The sequence below is a fragment of the Janthinobacterium lyxosi genome (assembly GCF_051380665.1).
GTDB lineage: Bacteria > Pseudomonadota > Gammaproteobacteria > Burkholderiales > Burkholderiaceae_D > Janthinobacterium.
This window is the reverse complement of record NZ_JBNYXM010000040.1, coordinates 1-15,375: the sequence shown is the minus strand read 5'-3', so window position 1 is coordinate 15,375 and position 15,375 is coordinate 1. Positions and strand designations below refer to the sequence as shown.

At 63.3% G+C, this 15,375-nt stretch carries 14 protein-coding genes and 1 pseudogene; 8 read left to right on the top strand and 7 right to left on the bottom strand.

Features of this window, described 5'->3' with window-relative positions; translation table 11 throughout:
* Window positions 1–72 precede the first annotated feature (72 nt).
* Window positions 73–1,623 carry a methyl-accepting chemotaxis protein gene (locus ACQ4WP_RS26055; protein ID WP_436525716.1) on the top strand — a complete coding sequence of 517 codons (1,551 nt, stop codon included), beginning with the start codon at window positions 73–75 and terminating at the stop codon, window positions 1,621–1,623.
* Here the strand turns inward: ACQ4WP_RS26055 and ACQ4WP_RS26050 are convergent.
* Both ACQ4WP_RS26050 and cadR read right to left on the bottom strand, forming a co-directional pair.
* Window positions 1,620–2,702 carry a hypothetical protein gene (locus ACQ4WP_RS26050; protein WP_436525714.1) on the bottom strand — a complete coding sequence of 361 codons (1,083 nt, stop codon included), beginning with the start codon at window positions 2,700–2,702 and terminating at the stop codon, window positions 1,620–1,622. The genes ACQ4WP_RS26055 and ACQ4WP_RS26050 overlap by 4 nt on opposite strands.
* A 12-nt stretch (window positions 2,703–2,714) precedes the next feature.
* The gene (gene cadR / locus ACQ4WP_RS26045) at window positions 2,715–3,146 is read right to left on the bottom strand and encodes a Cd(II)/Pb(II)-responsive transcriptional regulator (RefSeq protein ID WP_034787498.1); all 432 of its coding nucleotides are present in this window, start codon (window positions 3,144–3,146) and stop codon (window positions 2,715–2,717) included.
* Between the two features lie 98 nt (window positions 3,147–3,244).
* Here cadR and ACQ4WP_RS26040 point away from each other — a divergent pair, with 98 nt between their 5' ends.
* The 4 genes from ACQ4WP_RS26040 (at window position 3,245) to ACQ4WP_RS26025 (ending at window position 8,155) form a co-directional block, all read left to right on the top strand.
* A complete protein-coding gene (locus tag ACQ4WP_RS26040; protein ID WP_436525712.1) occupies window positions 3,245–5,545 on the top strand; it encodes a heavy metal translocating P-type ATPase in 2,301 nt (766 codons plus the stop codon).
* An 85-nt stretch (window positions 5,546–5,630) separates the two neighbouring features.
* Window positions 5,631–7,082 (top strand): alpha/beta hydrolase, encoded by a 1,452-nt coding sequence (locus tag ACQ4WP_RS26035; protein WP_436525710.1) that lies wholly within the window; start codon window positions 5,631–5,633, stop codon window positions 7,080–7,082.
* A 29-nt stretch (window positions 7,083–7,111) separates the two neighbouring features.
* The gene (locus ACQ4WP_RS26030; RefSeq protein WP_436525708.1) at window positions 7,112–7,879 is read left to right on the top strand and encodes an alpha/beta fold hydrolase; all 768 of its coding nucleotides are present in this window, start codon (window positions 7,112–7,114) and stop codon (window positions 7,877–7,879) included.
* A gap of 33 nt (window positions 7,880–7,912) precedes the next feature.
* Window positions 7,913–8,155 (top strand): hypothetical protein, encoded by a 243-nt coding sequence (locus ACQ4WP_RS26025; RefSeq protein WP_436525706.1) that lies wholly within the window; start codon window positions 7,913–7,915, stop codon window positions 8,153–8,155.
* Window positions 8,156–8,159: 4 nt separating this feature from the next.
* On the opposite strand, the gene ACQ4WP_RS26020 is transcribed toward ACQ4WP_RS26025, so the two are convergent.
* The gene (locus tag ACQ4WP_RS26020; RefSeq protein WP_436525772.1) at window positions 8,160–9,638 is read right to left on the bottom strand and encodes an MFS transporter; all 1,479 of its coding nucleotides are present in this window, start codon (window positions 9,636–9,638) and stop codon (window positions 8,160–8,162) included.
* 118 nt (window positions 9,639–9,756) lie between these two features.
* Window positions 9,757–10,338, bottom strand: coding sequence for a GNAT family N-acetyltransferase (locus tag ACQ4WP_RS26015; protein ID WP_436525704.1), 582 nt, complete (start codon window positions 10,336–10,338; stop codon window positions 9,757–9,759).
* A gap of 97 nt (window positions 10,339–10,435) precedes the next feature.
* On the opposite strand from ACQ4WP_RS26015, the gene ACQ4WP_RS26010 reads away from it, so the two are divergent.
* A complete protein-coding gene (locus ACQ4WP_RS26010; RefSeq protein ID WP_436525702.1) occupies window positions 10,436–11,317 on the top strand; it encodes a LysR family transcriptional regulator in 882 nt (293 codons plus the stop codon).
* A gap of 470 nt (window positions 11,318–11,787) precedes the next feature.
* Here ACQ4WP_RS26010 and ACQ4WP_RS26005 read toward each other — a convergent pair whose 3' ends face one another.
* From ACQ4WP_RS26005 to ACQ4WP_RS25995, 3 genes and pseudogenes are all read right to left on the bottom strand, one after another.
* A complete protein-coding gene (locus ACQ4WP_RS26005; RefSeq protein WP_436525700.1) occupies window positions 11,788–12,411 on the bottom strand; it encodes an NAD(P)/FAD-dependent oxidoreductase in 624 nt (207 codons plus the stop codon).
* A gap of 46 nt (window positions 12,412–12,457) precedes the next feature.
* Window positions 12,458–12,838, bottom strand: a pseudogene (locus ACQ4WP_RS26000) (NAD(P)/FAD-dependent oxidoreductase); the annotation flags it as partial.
* A gap of 24 nt (window positions 12,839–12,862) precedes the next feature.
* On the bottom strand, window positions 12,863–13,405 hold the full coding sequence (locus tag ACQ4WP_RS25995) for a GNAT family N-acetyltransferase (protein ID WP_436525698.1): 543 nt from the start codon (window positions 13,403–13,405) through the stop codon (window positions 12,863–12,865).
* A 76-nt stretch (window positions 13,406–13,481) separates the two neighbouring features.
* Between ACQ4WP_RS25995 and ACQ4WP_RS25990 the strand changes: the two genes are divergently transcribed.
* Complete coding sequence (locus ACQ4WP_RS25990) at window positions 13,482–14,687, top strand: citrate synthase (protein WP_436525696.1); 1,206 nt, start codon at window positions 13,482–13,484, stop codon at window positions 14,685–14,687.
* A 45-nt stretch (window positions 14,688–14,732) separates the two neighbouring features.
* Window positions 14,733–15,227 (top strand): MarR family winged helix-turn-helix transcriptional regulator, encoded by a 495-nt coding sequence (locus tag ACQ4WP_RS25985; RefSeq protein WP_436525694.1) that lies wholly within the window; start codon window positions 14,733–14,735, stop codon window positions 15,225–15,227.
* The last annotated feature ends 148 nt before the right edge of the window (window positions 15,228–15,375 follow it).

The following is a 15,375-nucleotide window of genomic DNA, read 5'->3' as shown; positions in this document are numbered from 1 at the left end:
CCAGACGCCGCGCCGCCAGCGCCGGGAAGGCACACCGAACTCTCAACGCATCTTTCAACGATACGGGCCTCAATGAAAATCGCACAGAAGATGTTGATCGTCCCGGTGCTCGCGCTGGCTTGCCTGCTGGCCATGGGGGCTTTGTCGTACTTCGCCATGCAGCAGAACGAGCAGCGCATGCGCGAACTGAAAGACGTCACCCTGACGGCCGAGCGGCTTGCCAACCAGCAAGCCATTGCTCTGGGCCAGGTGCATGCCGATGTGTATGCGAAGATTGCCATTGCCGCCAGCCTGTCGGACGAGCAATTCAAGCAATTCGGCGCGCAAACGGATGGCCAGCTGAACGCCATCGCGCAAGGCTTGACGGAACTCAAGCAATTCTCGGGCGCCGCCACGGAAGCGGCGCAGGCGTTGCCGGGCATCGAGCGCTACCGCGCCAGCGTGACGCAGGCGCTGGACCTGGCCTCGATGGACCCGAATACGGGCGTGGCCGCAATGCAAAATGCCGCCACGCACTACCAGCAAGTGCGCGGGCAGCTGCGCCAGGTGCTGCTGAACCTGGACCACCACACTGTCGATGCGCTGCAGGAGACGAAAAATGCGGGCCAGCGCGCCGGCTGGCTGTCGCTGGGCACCATGGCTGTGGGCTTTGCCCTGCTCGCCTTGATCGCCATCTGGGTGGCGCGCTCCGTGGTAGGCCCCATCGACGAGGCTAGCCGCGCCGCCGAAAGCCTGGCTGCGGGCGACCTGACCATGCGCCTCGATGCCCGGGGCGACGACGAGGTGGGCAAGCTGTTGCGGGCGCTGGCCACCGTGCTGAAAAACTGGAACACTTTATTGGGCGAGATACGCCAGGCGGGCTCCACCATCACGGTGGAAGCGAGTGAAATCGCGCTCGGCAATGCAGACTTGTCGGCCCGCACCGAGTCGCAAGCTCATTCCTTGCAGGAAACGGCAACGTCCATGCATGTCTTGACCGATACCGTGCGCGACAACGCCAGCCATGCGCACCAGGCCAACCAGATGGTGCTGTCGACCTCGAACGTGGCGCTGGAAGGCGGCCGCGTGGTGGGCCAGGTGGTCGAGACGATGGGCTCGATCAAGGCCAGTTCCGGGCGCATCGTCGATATCATCGCCGTCATCGACGGCATCGCTTTCCAGACCAATATCCTCGCCTTGAACGCGGCCGTGGAAGCGGCGCGCGCGGGCGAACAGGGCCGCGGCTTTGCCGTCGTCGCCACGGAAGTACGGGGCCTGGCGCAGCGTTCGGCCACGGCGGCGCGCGAAATCAAGCAGCTGATCGAGGATTCCGTTGCCAGGATAGAAACGGGCAGCGAGCTGGCCGACAGCGCCGGGCGCACCATGGGAGATATTGTCGCTTCCGTCCAGCAGGTGACGGAAATCATGAACGACATCACGGCGGCCAGCCAGCGCCAGAGCAAGGGCATCGAGGAAGTCAACAATGCCATCACGGAAATGGACGAATTGACCCAGCGCAATGCCGCCCTGGTCGAACAGTCGGCCGCCGCCGCGCAAAGCATGCAGGACCAGGCGCATGACTTGCTCAGGGTAGTCGACGCCTTCCGCCTGGGCGACGGTGGCCCGCCGCTGCTGCCGCGTTAGTGCCGTTTCGGCAACGCGGCCTTGGCGCAGGCCAGCATGTTATTGCCCGCTTCGGCCAGTGCCGTGTCCGATTCCGCCTGCAAAACCCTGCCCCTGCTGTTCTGGTCATCGTAACTGCCCAGCATGGCCGCATACAGCGAGGCCTGGTCCTGCATGCGCCAGGTAGCGCTGCGGGAATTGCCGGGCGCGGCCGGCATACTGGCGCTGAAGTAGCTATACAGGCCGCCCACCTGCTTCTTGTGCAGCCATTCCATCAATTGCACGATGCGGTACTGTTCCAGCAGGCTCAGCTCGCTGACATTCACGCTGGACAAGGTGTAATACAGTTCCAGCCGGGCCATCCAGTTGCCCTTTTCACCAGCCGCCACCAGCGCATGCCAGGCGGGACCGGAGCGTACGCTACGCACGGCGCGCGGCGCGCCTATCCAGGCGTCAACAGCGGCCTGGTTCGGCACGGGACCGTAGTGGTCGGGCGCGCGGCAGACGAACTGGCGCGCATCTGGCCCGCCATCCTTGAGCGCGTTGCTAATCTGCGCGGCTACCTTGTCGCCGATGCGCAGCAGGCGCGTGCCATAGCTCTCTATTGTCCAGTTCGACGGCACGCGCCCCAGCCAGGCCAGCGCATCGTCGTTGGCGCGGGCCGCCACGGCATAGGCGGCGATTCTGGCCTGCATCTTGACGTCTTTTTGCTGCTCCGCCAACTTGAGCGCATCTTGCTCTTCGTCATAGCGGCTGGTGGTTTTGGCCAGTTGCATGCATTGCTGGAATGCTTCCGGCGCACCCTGCCAGCACTGGGCGGGCACCTTCAGTTGCCAGCGCATGCTGACGGTTTTCAAAATATAGTTTTCTTCGCCCTCTTCCCCCTTGACATAGGCGCGGCCGTCCGCCTTGGTCACGCCTTTTGTCAGTTGCTTGCCGCCAGCCGTGCTCCAGGTGTAGGGGTCATCGTCTTGTGGCACGCCGGGTACGGCGTACAGGGTCAGGTAGTGGCCGGCGGTGGCAGGCGCATCGGCCGCATGGCTCAGCGGCGACAGCAGGGATAAGGTCAGTAAAGTTTTTTTAGGCAACAGTTTCAGCATGCAGCAATCATATCAATGAAGTTCGGTATGGCAGGCGCAGTCGTGGCCGCTGGCCGCCTCGGACAGGTTTTGCAAAATCGCGCAGTCTTGCGACGGCTGCGGCTGGTCGCACTGGTGGCGCAGGGTCACCAGTTGCTGCTGCAAGGTTTGCAAGTTTGCCATTTGCTCGGCGATGCGCAAGATATGGTGGTCGAGCAATTCATTGACGCTCTGGCAACCTTCGGCAGGGTTGTTCTTAAATTCCAGCAAGGCGCGGATATCGGTCAAGCCGATCTGCAAGGAGCGGCAATGGCGGATGAATTGCAGCCGTTCCTGGTGTTCTTCGCGGTATTCGCGGTAGCCGGCGCTGTTGCGGCCCGGTTCCTGCAGCAAGCCCGCCTTTTCATAGTAACGCACGGTTTCCACGTCACAATCTGTCCGTTTGGCCAGTTCTCCGATACGCATGGCATCCCCTTTTCATTCTGTCGTGCAAATTCCGCTTGACCCTGTAGCGGCTACAGGGTTTCTAATGGAAGCATACACCAATTCAGAAGGATGATGCGATGCCGCACGATAGCCATAACCACGCGCACGACCACGACCATAAGCATGACCATGAGCACAAGCATGCGCACGCGCCCAGCCCTGCGCCCAAGGCAGCCAGCTGCTGCTCCAGCCAGCATGCGTGCTCGTCCACGCCTGCCGCGCCATCCGGCCCAGCGTTGCCGAGCGCCCCCATCGCCGGCGCGAACACGGCAAAATACCGCATCGCGAACATGGATTGCCCTACGGAAGAGCGCTTGATCCGCAACAAGCTGGCCAATATGGCGGGCGTGGTGGGCCTCGATTTCAACCTGATGAATCGGGTACTCGACGTGCATCACACCCTGCCTACACTGGCCACGGTGGAAGCGGCCCTGCACGGCATCGGCATGCAGGCGATTCCCATGGAGGCGAACGTTGCCGTCGCGCGCGATCCGGACGAAGGCAGCCTGTCCGGCCTGCAAAAAGGCTTGCTGGTGGTTTCCGGCCTGGCCGCTGCCGGCGCCGAGGCGCTGGCGTGGACCACGCATGAAGACAGTTCACCCCTCGTCATCGCCCTGGCCCTGCTGTCGATCGCCACGGGTGGCTGGCCAACCCTGAAAAAGGGCTGGATCGCCCTGAAAACGTTCACCCTGAACATCAATTTCCTGATGAGCCTGGCGGTCTTCGGCGCCATCGCCATCGGCCAGTGGCCGGAAGCGGCCATGGTCATCTTCCTGTTCGCCATCGCCGAGCTGATCGAAGGCTTGTCCCTGAACCGCGCGCGCAATGCCGTGCACAGCCTGATGCAGCTGGCGCCCGACACGGCGACGGTCGCCGATGCCAGCGGCGCCTGGCAGCCGGTAAGCGTGGCCACGGTGGCTATCGGCACCCTCATGCGCGTCAAACCGGGCGAGCGCATCGCGCTCGACGGCGTGGTGGCCAGCGGCGCATCGTCCGTCAACCAGGCGCCGATCACGGGTGAAAGCATGCCGGTGGACAAAGCTGTGGGCGACGTCGTGTATGCGGGCACCATCAATGAACGGGGTCTGCTCGACGTTACCGTGACGGCCAACAGCGGCAACAGCACCCTGGCAAAAATCGTCAAGGTGATCGAGGAAACGCAGGGAAAACAGGCGCCCACGCAGCGCTTTGTCGACAATTTCGCCCGCTACTACACGCCGGCCGTGGTCGTGTTCGCCATCCTGGTGGCCGTGCTGCCGCCTTTGCTGCTGGGCGCACCCTTTATGGCCTGGGTCTACAAGGCCTTGGTGATGCTGGTGATCGCTTGCCCGTGCGCTCTCGTCATTTCCACGCCCGTCACGGTGGTCAGTGGCCTGACGGCGGCCGCACGGCGCGGCATTTTAGTGAAAGGCGGGCAATTCCTGGAAACGGGCTATCGCATCAAGGCCATCGCCGTCGACAAGACGGGCACCCTGACCATGGGCAAACCGGCCGTCACCGACGTGGTCGCATTGGAAGGCAGCAGCCGCGACGCCATCCTGCAGCTGGCCGCCAGCCTGGATGCCAATTCCGCCCACCCACTGGCCGCCGCCATCGTCAAGGCGGGTCCGCCCGCCAGCAGCCACTTGCCCGTCACCCAGTTTGTCGCCCTGCATGGGCGCGGCGTGCAAGGCGATATCGCTGGCCAGACCTATTATCTGGGCAATGCGCGCCTGATGGCGGAACTCAAGGTGCTGAGCCCGGAACTGCAAGCCATCCTGGCGCGGCTGGAACAGCAAGCCTACACGGCCATGGTGCTGGCGACCGAAGCCGGCGCGCTGGGCGTGATCGCCGTGGCCGACGTGCTGCGCCCGACGGCGGCGTCTGCCATCGCCAAATTGAATGCGCTGGGCGTGACCACCGTGATGCTGACGGGAGACAACCTGCTGACGGCGCAGCGCATCGCGGCCGAGGTCGGTGTCAGCCTGGTCAAGGCGGAATTGCTGCCGGAAAATAAACTGGACGAGATCAAGGCCTTGCAGCAGCAGTTCGGCGTGGTGGCCATGCTGGGCGACGGCGTCAACGATGCCCCTGCCCTGGCGCAGGCCGACATCGGCTTTGCCATGGGCGCGGCCGGCAGCGACACGGCCATCGAAACGGCGGACGTGGCCCTGATGGACGATGAACTGGGCAAAGTGCCCGAATTCATAGCCCTGAGCCAGCGCACGCGCAGCATCCTCGTGCAAAACATCAGCTTTGCCATCGGCATCAAGGCCGTCTTCTTCGGCCTGGCCCTGGCCGGCACGGCGACCCTGTGGATGGCCGTGTTCGCGGACGTGGGCGCCAGCCTGCTGGTGGTGGCCAACGGTTTGCGCTTGCTGCGTAATAGGCGCAACTAAATCCCTCCAGAAATAGTTCCATCTGGACAATTGGTGTAAAAAACGCTACTTTGGCGGCTGTTCTCCACCGCCGCCAAAGTAGCCGATGACCTTTCTGTTCCGCTTGACCCTGCTGACCGCCCCACTTGCCACCCTTATTGCCAGCGCCAGCCTGCACGCCGAACCCCTGTTTGTCACGCCCTGTTCCGATACGGCTGTTCCCGGCAGCCTGTGCTCGGGCTTGAACGTGCCCGGCAGCTACGATGCGCAGGGCCGCGCCATCGGCGACGCGGATGCCATGCACGTCTTCGTGCGCAAGATTGCCGCCGACGTGGCGGCCGGCAAACCCGCCAAGGGTACCCTGTGGCTGGTGGCGGGCGGTCCCGGCGAATCGGGCGCTTCGTTCTACAGCCTGCTGCCCACCTTGCGCCGCAGCTTTCCCGGTTTTGAATTCCTGATCCCCGACCACCGGGGCACGGGTCACTCGTCGCGCCTGTGCAAGGTGGAAGAGTCCGAACAAAGCCCGGGCGGCCGCGCGCTGGCGGGCGCCGAATGGGCCAGTTGCTTTGCCGGCATCAATCTGATGCCGGAATACGCGGGCCAGTTTTCCATCACCATGGCGGCGCGCGACTTGAAGGCGCTGATAGAAAACGAAAGGGGTGGCAAGAAGCCCCCCGTCTATGTATATGGCGTGTCGTATGGCACGCAGCTGGTCTTGCGCACCTTGCAGTTGGGGCCGCTGGTCGTCAAGGGCGTCATCCTCGACTCGCTGGTGCCGCCGCAAACGGATGCGCGCTGGGACTTGAGCCAGCGCTCGCAGGTGGTCAATGCCGTCGGCATGCAGGTGCTGGCCCGCTGCGATGCGGATGCGGCTTGTCATGCGGCGCTGGGCGAAGGGGCTGAGTCGCTGTACCGCCGCGTGCTGGACAAGGCGCAAGCCGATTCCACCCTGCTGGCGAAGATCCCCGGCAAGAACCTCAAGCATTTTATGGGCGGCATGCTCGACGTGCCGGCCGCCCGCGCCCGCATTCCGTACCTGCTGCAGGACCTGGACCAGGGTAAGGATGGCGAATTGACGGCCGTGCGCGCCACCTTGACGCAGGCGGCGGCCAGCCTGGGCAGCTATCCCCAGTCGCCGTTGTCGATTCCGCTGGTCAATATCATCAGCAATTCGGAAAACAATCTGCAGCCATCGTTGCGCCCCAACTGGGCCGCCATCGACCTCGACCGCGAAGAGGCGGACTTGCTGTTTACCAGTCCCCTGCCCCGCATCTTGCTGGGCGGCGGCTTGCCCACCTACCCACGCGATGCCTACTTCGGAGGCCTGCCGGCGAAAGTGCCACCAATGCTGGCGCTGCAGGGAACGCTGGACCCGAAGACGCCGTACGCGGGCGCGCAGGCGCAAGTGCAGGCTTTGACGCAGAACAAGGCTGGCAAGGTGGCCCTGGCCACCGTGCAGAATGCCCCGCATTTCCTTTTATGGACGGCGCCCGCCTGCTTTGAACAGGCCAGCAGCCGCTTTATTGCCGGCAAGGCGGCGCAGGATTGTACGCTGTAGTTTCCAGCAACTAGATAGAAGAGGACGATATGCGCATTACACGCCTCGCGTTGCTGCTGCTAACTTGTTTCGGCGCGGCGCAGGCCGCCACGCCGTCCATCTGCGCCTCGCCCGCGCAAGCCGTGCGCGAACAGGGCTACGTGCCCATCAATGGCATCGAGCAATGGATCACGCTCACGGGCGCGGCCTGCGGCAATCCCGTGATCCTCTTCATCCATGGCGGCCCCGGCAACGCGCTGAGTCCTTATGCGGATGCCATCTACGCGGGCTGGGAACGCCATTACACCCTGGTGCAGTGGGACCAGCGCGGCGCCGGCATGACGTATGCGAAACAGCGGCCGACGGAAGATGTGCCATTGAGCGTGGAACAGATGCGCGACGACGGCATCGCCGTGGCCCGCTACCTTCAGCAACATTTGGGCAAGGATAAATTCATTCTGATGGGTAGTTCCTGGGGGGCGATTCTGGGCGTGCACATGGCAAAGGCTCAGCCGGAGCTGTTCCATGCGTATATCGGCACGGCGCAGGTGGTCAATGCGCGGGACAACGAGACCGGCATGTACGGGCAAGTGCTTGCGCTGGCGCAAGCAGCGCAGGACGCGCCCACGGTGGACAAGCTGACGGCGCTGGGTCCGCCACCATGGCGCGATCCGCGCAACTTCGGCATCTTGCGCCGTTTCGACCGCAAATATGAAGCCCTGGCAACGGATGCGCCGCCCAAGCACTGGTGGCAGCCTGCGCCGTTCTACGCCACGCAGCAAGCCCTGGCAGATGCCGAGGCGGCCGATGATTACTAGTACATCCAGTTCATCGGCATGCGCGGCGATGGCATGTTTTCGACAGTGAACCTGCCTGCGCTGGGCACGCGCTTTGGATTACCCGTGTTTTTCATCATGGGCGAAGCGGACCTGCTGACTTCGCCCGCCATCGCGCGCACGTATTTCGACAGCATCACGGCGCCGGTCAAGAGTTTTACCCTGGTGAAACGTGCCGGACACGACCCCAACCAGGCCGTGCTCGATGCCCAATGGACGATTCTGCGCGACAAGGTGGCGCCGTTGATCGGCCACTGAGCAATTAAATCGCGCGGCGTGCCCGCAGATGCAGGTGGCGAAGCGCCATGGCCGAGACCATCAAAATGCCCGACGCCGTCGCCAGCACGACAATAAACGCCTTGTCGAAGGCCGAACGGGCCAGTTCCGACACTTGCAAGCCCAGTTCGGCCGGCAATTGCTCGGCGGCCAGCAGCGCCGCATCGAGGGTGTCATGCGCATTCGGCAACAGGCCCGCGCTTTCCGGGATCACCAGGGTGGCGCTGTAGACGGCCGACAAAATCGTGCCCAGCACCGTCACGCCGATCACGGCGCCCAGTTCATACGACACTTCCTCGATCGAGGCGGCCATGCCGGCTTGCTGCGGCGCCACGTTCAGCATCACGGCGCTGGACGCGGCCGTCATGACGGCGCCCAAGCCCAGGCCCAGGATTACCAGGCTGGCCACTTGCGCCGAGACGGCGGCGTTATGCAGCAACAAATAAGAGGCCATGCCGATGCCCGACAGCAACAAAGAACCCCACAGTACTTTGGCCTTGTCGGCGCGCGGCAGCATGAAACCCGTCAGCGGGCCGGCAAACACGGACGCCAGCGGCAGCGGCAACAACAGCAAGCCTGCTTCCAACGGCGACAATTCACGTACCAGTTGCATGTGCTGGCTCAGCGCCAGTTCCATGCCGATCAGAGCGGCCGAGGCCACCATGGCGGCGGCCACGGCGCTGGAAAACGGCAGTTCGCGGAACAGGGCGAAGTCGATCAACGGCTTGGCTTGCCGCTTCTGGCGGCGCACGAATTTCAGCATGAAGTAGGCGCCCACGGCGAAGGAGGCGGCGGCCAGCGCATACGACGGCTGCGGCTTGCCCAGTTCCTTGATCGCATACACGCCACCCAGCAGCCCCATCATGATTTGCAGCGAGCCCTTCAGATCCCACGGCTTGTCGCGGTTACCGGCCCGTTTCGGCAGGATGACGGCGGCCAGCACCAGGGTCAGCAGCACGATGGGCACGTTAATCAGAAAGACGGAACCCCACCAGTAATGTTCCATCAGGAAACCGCCGAGCACGGGGCCAAACGCGGCGCCACCGGAGGCAATCGCCGCCCACACGCCGATGGCGAACGAGCGTTCGCGGTTGTCCGTAAAGGTCAGGCGGATGATCGACAAGGTGGCCGGCATCATCAAGGCGGCACCGATTGCCAGCAGGATGCGCGAAAAAATCAGAAGTTCAGGCGCGGGCGAAAACGCGGCGCACAGCGAGGCGATGCCGAACACGGCCAGGCCGGCAAGGAAAACGGGTTTGTGGCTCAAACGGTCACCGAGGGTGCCGAGGCCGGGCAGCAGACCGGAGACGACCAGCGCGTAGACGTTGATGATCCACAGTTTTTGCGAGGAGGATGCCTGCAAGTCGCGCGTCAGCGCGGGCAAGGCGGTGTAGAGCACGGTCATGTCGACCACGATCAGGAACAGGGCGCTGGAGACGATGGCCAGCGTCAGCCATTTTTTCATTGAATGCATAAACAACTCATGTATTATTTAACAACTGTCGGTTTGGATGAATTTGGTGCTGCGCAAATATTTACGTTCCAGGCTGCCACGGGCCTGGGCTTGTCGGGGGCGGCGGGCGTCAGCCACGGTCGCCATCCTTGTCATCCACAGCGGCCGCATCGACTACGTCAAGTTCGCGCAGCATGACGACGGAGACTTGCTTGAAACCGCGGCCCTGGAAGAATTTTTGCGCCGTCAGGTTGTGCGCGCCGCATTCGAGGAATAAACGGGCGATGCCGTGGCTGCGCAGCTCGTCGGCAACCCATTCCACCAACTGGCTGCCGATGCCGCTGCCGCGCACGGAGGGCAGCAAGACCAGGTCGTCCAGCGCGGCGAACGATTTCGAGGCGCGCTGGCGCGTGTCGATGGAAACGAGGGCCATGCCGACGATGGCGTCGCCCAAGGTAGCCACGGCCAGCAGGGTCGAATCGCCATGCGCCCAGTCATGCGACAGGGCGGCGCGGATTTCGCCACGTATGACCTCAGGCAAGTCTGCGCGCCAGTTGCCGGGCGCATCGGCGCGTTCGCCCTGCAACTCCGAATGGGAAATATAGTCGGCGCTGACGTTATCAAGATATAACTTGCACAGCGCATCTTCGGCGGTGGCGTCGTGACACCAGCTGAAGCTGATGGCGGGCGTATTCTGTTGGGCGTTTTTCATGGCGAATCTCGTGTTATTGAATTAGTAAAGGCATTTTATGTCGCCCCTGAATGGCATTCAAGTTAAAATCCATCTGTAAAACAGATAGGTTGATGCCATGCAATGGACTTTGGAACAAATGCGCTACTTTGAAGCGGCTGTCGCGGCCGGTTCATTTTCGGGCGCGGCGCGCCGGCTGGGCCGCGCCCAATCGGTGGTCAGCACCTCGATCGGCTTGCTGGAAGCGGAATTCGGCGTGGAATTGTTCGACCGTTCGCGCCGCAGCGCCGTGCTGACGGAAGCGGGCAAGGTGATGCACCTGGAAGCGTGCGAACTGCTGCGCCAGGCCGAGCGATTGCAACTGCGCGCCCAGCTGCTGAGCGAGGCGCCCGAAGCGCAGCTGACCCTGGCACTGGATGAAGCCCTGCCCTACCTGGCCATCAGTACCCTGGTGAAGGAGTTGGCGGCGCGCTACCCGGCGCTGGAACTGGTGATGCTCAACGCCACGGCGTCGGAAGTGGCGCAATACGTGGAGCAGCAGCAGGCCGACGTGGCTTTTCATTTTGACCGCGGCCCCATCTCGCCCATACTGGAACAGCAGCACATCGGCAGCGTGGCGCAAGGCGTGTTCGTGGCGAAAGGCCACCCGATGGCGCACGGCCAGGAAGTGAGCCGCAACGAGCTGACCCGCTACCGCCAGCTGATCATGGATTCCGAACTCAACCGTGAACACGCCTTCAGCCCCGCCGTCTGGTTCTCCGACAGCTTTTACAGCATCGCGGAGATGGTCGCGGATGAGCTGGGCTGGGCAATTTTGCCCCTGAATATCGCCAATTACGACAACTACAAAGGGTATTTGCAGGAAGTGCCCTGCCCAGCGCTGGCTTTGTCGCGCCTGCCGGTGCGGCGCTTATCGATTCACGGCAAAAAACTCAGCGAGACGAGTTTGTGGCTGACGACGAGGCTGGCGGAATTGCTGCTGGATGGGCCGAGGGGGTAAGGCGTACTGCGGTCACTCCGGTAATTTAATGAAGGAAAAGCTGGCACCTGCATTTTGATGGCATGGCAAAGGCAGTATGATAGTTGCAATTAAAACATTAGTATGAAGGTGTGTCCGAAAGATGAGACCAGACTTCAGCCATCTCACTCACAACTGGAACTGGCGGCATCAAACTGCACTACAGGTAAGTACTGAAAGCTTTACACGATTCACTCAACTGTCATCAACAACTGGTTCGCCGTGGCAAAAGACGATGCCGTGGCGATCGATCCGGATAACATCAATCACGAAGCCGTGACCAATATCTGGCACTGATCGTCGACCGCGTGGTGCACAGGGACTGGCGCAACGCGCACTATATATATAGGACGCCGCAGCAAGGCGATGAACAGGAGCAAGCACCGTTCATCCTGCCCGTGTTTGTGGCGCCTGTGCCGTAAGCCTGCGCTTTCTCAATCAGCGCTGCTTGATCACGCCAGGAAACGCGCGGGCCGGCAAGCCTCCAGGGCTGACGCTGGCTGTCCATCGACGATTTCTTCGCTGGCCAGCTGGCCCACGATGGCCGCCAGCACCACGCCCGGATGCATGGCGCACACGTACACGCCGGCCACTTGCGGCAAATAGCCGATGACGGGCACGCCGTCAAAGGGCATGGGGCGCAGGCCGATGCAGGCGAGTTCCGGGACGATGGCCTCGGCGCCCTCAACTTCATTGCGGATCGCGCTGGCCGTGCGCTGCGCCATGGCGGCAGGCTGGTTTTCCGGCGCCTCATCCACGTAGTCTTCCGCTGCCAGCAGTGTTCCATCCGCGTTTTGCCGCACCTCCATTGCATGGCTGGAAATAATGCCGCGCACCAGGCCGAGTGGCGCCTTGTAGCGCATGAAAATGGCGGGCGAGGCGTGAATCGGCAGGCTTGCGCCCATTTGCGCGGCCAATGCAGCGGTGCCTGTGCCTGCCGCAAGGACGATCACGTCCGCCTCGATGATGCCAGTGGCCGTTTCCACGCCCATCACCTTCGCGTCCTGGATTGCAAAGCCCAGCACGGGCGTGTGCGTGAGGACCGTTGCGCCGAGTGCCCGGGCCGCTGCCAGCAAGGCATCGTGGCGGCGACGCCATCGAGGGCGCCCTCGATGGCTCGTACAACGCTTGTTCCGGCGGCTGCCTTAGATTTGGTTCAAGCCGGGCAATCCGCGCCCGGTCAATCAATATGGACGCGGGCGACACGCGCCCGTCCTGCGTGCCATACGACAAGGCTCCATGCCAGCGCACCGTCAGTCCGGGCACCTGCGTTTCCAGCTGGCGGTAGGCAGCGATGGCGCCGCCGCGCAGTGCCGCAATGGGATCCGGCCAGGCGCAAGACGTGTTAATCCAGGCAAACGATGTTCCCGTCACCCCGGACGCGATGCCTTGCGCCTCGACTACGGTGACTTGCGCGCCCTTTTTGGCCAGGTGAAACGCCAGCGACGCGCCCACGATGCCGGCGCCGATGACGATGATGCGTTTGGGGTTTTCACAACTCATATATATATATGCTGACCTTGTTTATCACAGGGCAGAGTCTACCCCAGCCGCCCGCAAATTCAGCGCGTAGGCATGGCCATCGACGACGTTGCCCGCCACGATGGCGATATCGGGCACGGCAATTCCCTGCACGAAACCGCAGCGCTCCAGCACGCGCATCGAAGCCGCATTGCCATCGATGGCGTAGGCACACAGGCCGGCAAGCCGCCATTCGTCTTGCGCCAGGGCAATCAGGTAGCGCAGTGCGGCCGTGGCCAGGCCTTTGCCCGCTTGCTGTTCCCCGATGCGGTAGCCGACTTCGGCCGTTTGCGCCTGCCCGTCGATATCCTTGAGGTTGGCGCGCCCGATCAATTCTCCGTGCTCGTCGACGATGACGCAGGGGTGCAAGCGTCCTTGTTGGTGCTCGCCCAGGAATTGCGCGACGTGCGCCTGGATGCCGTCGATACTGTAAAAATCATCGGGGCGCGGGTCGATATGGCGCTCGAACCAGGCCCGGTTGGCTTGCTCGAATGCCAGCAACGGGGCGGCGTCGTCCGGACGCAGGGTGCGAATGGTCAATGTGCTCATGGAGGCTCCTGGAAAGGTATCAGTCTAGTGAAGCGCCACCCGGCCCGTCAATCTTGATTCCATCAATCAATATAAAGTGACAAACGCTACAATGGCCGCCATGAACAATGATCTGTCCGCTCTTGACGCGGCGCGCCTCTTGGGCGTCAGCCTGCCCACCCTGTATTCCTATGTGAGTCGGGGTTTGCTGGCCTCCGTCAGCAATGGAGCGTCGCGCCGCAAGCGCTATCCGCAGGAAGACGTGCTGCGCCTGGCGGCGCGCAGGAATGACGCCAAGCGGGGCGGCCAGACGGCCGTGGCCGCCATGCACTGGGGCTTGCCCGTGCTGGAGACGCAGATTTCGCATATTGCTGACGGACGATTGTTGTACCGGGGCTGCGATGCGACGGCGCTGGCGCAGCACGCAAGCCTGGAGGCGGCCGCCAGCCTGTTGTGGGACGATGGCGCAAGCGACTATTTTCAGCAAGACGCAAGGGCCCTGCCGCAAGGGCTGGCCAGCACGCCGGACGCGACGCCGCTGGCGCGCGCCATGCTTGCCATGGCCATGCTGGCGTCCAAACCTGCGACCAGCCCCGCAACCATGCTGCAATCCGGCCCCTCCCTGATGCGCATCCTGGCCGCCGCCCTGCTGCAAGCGGCGCCATCCGCCCAGCCGCTGCACCGGCAACTGGCCCAGGCATGGCTAGCCGACGCGGAGCAGGCTGAATTGCTGCGCGCCGCGCTGGTGCTGCTGGCCGACCATGAATTGAATGCGTCGACCTTTGCCGTGCGCTGCGTCGCCTCGACGGGCGCCAGCCTGCCGGCAGCGCTGGGTGCCGGGCTGGCGGCTCTGTCCGGAGACAGACACGGCGGCGGCAGCGCGGCGGCCCGGCGCATGTTGACGCAGGCGCTGGCCGCGCCAGACGCCAGCGCCGCCATCGGTGCCTATTACACGACCATCGCGCCGGAATTCGCCGGCTTTGGCCATCCGCTGTATCCGCACGGCGACCCGCGCGCCGCATATTTGCTGGAAATCTTGTCGACGCTGTCGCACGAGCGGCCTCAACTGGCCGCCATCCTGGTTTTGTGCACGGCGGCGGGCGAGTTGCTTGGCGCCAAGCCGAACGCCGACCTTGCGCTGGCGGCCATGGAGCTGGCGTTCGGCTGGCCCGAGGGCGCGGGCATGAGCGTGTTTACCCTGGCCCGTTCGGCCGGCTGGATCGCGCACGCCGCCGAGCAAGCTACCAGCGCGACCCTGATACGTCCCCGCGCCCGCTATGTGGGGCGCCACCAGCGCGACTAACCATATCCGCTTGATTTATTACGCATACGTAGTAGTATACTTCGCATGCGTACCAATACCTCCCCCCGGCCCGACCTTTCCGATACAGCAGCAGCCTGCCCGCTGGGCGAGCGTTCGCCGCGGCTGTTCAATCTGCTCAACCTGGCGCGCCAGAACCTGTTTCGCTCGGCCGATGCCGTGTTCGCCAGCGAACTGGGGTTTTCCGGCACGCAAGTCGTCGCCCTTTTTGCCTTGAAGGGCGAGGAAGGCTGCCAGCTGAAGGATCTGGGGCGATTGTTGCAATTGAAAAACTCGGCTGTGACGGGCCTGGTGGCGCGCATGGAAGAAAACGGCCTGATCGTGCGCGGCCAGTCGGCGCTCGATGCGCGCGCCGGCACCCTGCACATGTCGCCCAGGGGCGGCGAGGTGCTGGCCGCCGCCCTGCCCCTGCTCGACAGCCTGAATGAACAACTGAAGCAAGGTTTCAGCGAAGAAGAGCTGGCCATCGTCGCCCGCTTCCTGCTGCATGCCTCGCGCCTGCGTTTCCAGCAAGACATGTAACCTGTAAGACGTTTAACCTAACCTTCACCCCACAGGAGAATGAAATGGACGCCTCCCTCCCGATTCAGGCGATTCGGGCGAAGTAGGTCTGGTAGCGGGTAGCACGATAGGGGGGATCCTCACGGGCCTACGGCGTCAAAGCGCCTAA

Coding starts and splice junctions, on each gene's coding strand:
- ACQ4WP_RS26055 (WP_436525716.1), top strand. CDS start 73: ATGAAAATCGCACAGAAGATGTTGATCGTCCCGGTGCTCGCGCTGGCT.
- ACQ4WP_RS26050 (WP_436525714.1), bottom strand. CDS start 2,702: ATGCTGAAACTGTTGCCTAAAAAAACTTTACTGACCTTATCCCTGCTG.
- cadR (WP_034787498.1), bottom strand. CDS start 3,146: ATGCGTATCGGAGAACTGGCCAAACGGACAGATTGTGACGTGGAAACC.
- ACQ4WP_RS26040 (WP_436525712.1), top strand. CDS start 3,245: ATGCCGCACGATAGCCATAACCACGCGCACGACCACGACCATAAGCAT.
- ACQ4WP_RS26035 (WP_436525710.1), top strand. CDS start 5,631: ATGACCTTTCTGTTCCGCTTGACCCTGCTGACCGCCCCACTTGCCACC.
- ACQ4WP_RS26030 (WP_436525708.1), top strand. CDS start 7,112: ATGCGCATTACACGCCTCGCGTTGCTGCTGCTAACTTGTTTCGGCGCG.
- ACQ4WP_RS26025 (WP_436525706.1), top strand. CDS start 7,913: ATGTTTTCGACAGTGAACCTGCCTGCGCTGGGCACGCGCTTTGGATTA.
- ACQ4WP_RS26020 (WP_436525772.1), bottom strand. CDS start 9,638: ATGAAAAAATGGCTGACGCTGGCCATCGTCTCCAGCGCCCTGTTCCTG.
- ACQ4WP_RS26015 (WP_436525704.1), bottom strand. CDS start 10,338: ATGAAAAACGCCCAACAGAATACGCCCGCCATCAGCTTCAGCTGGTGT.
- ACQ4WP_RS26010 (WP_436525702.1), top strand. CDS start 10,436: ATGCAATGGACTTTGGAACAAATGCGCTACTTTGAAGCGGCTGTCGCG.
- ACQ4WP_RS25995 (WP_436525698.1), bottom strand. CDS start 13,405: ATGAGCACATTGACCATTCGCACCCTGCGTCCGGACGACGCCGCCCCG.
- ACQ4WP_RS25985 (WP_436525694.1), top strand. CDS start 14,733: ATGCGTACCAATACCTCCCCCCGGCCCGACCTTTCCGATACAGCAGCA.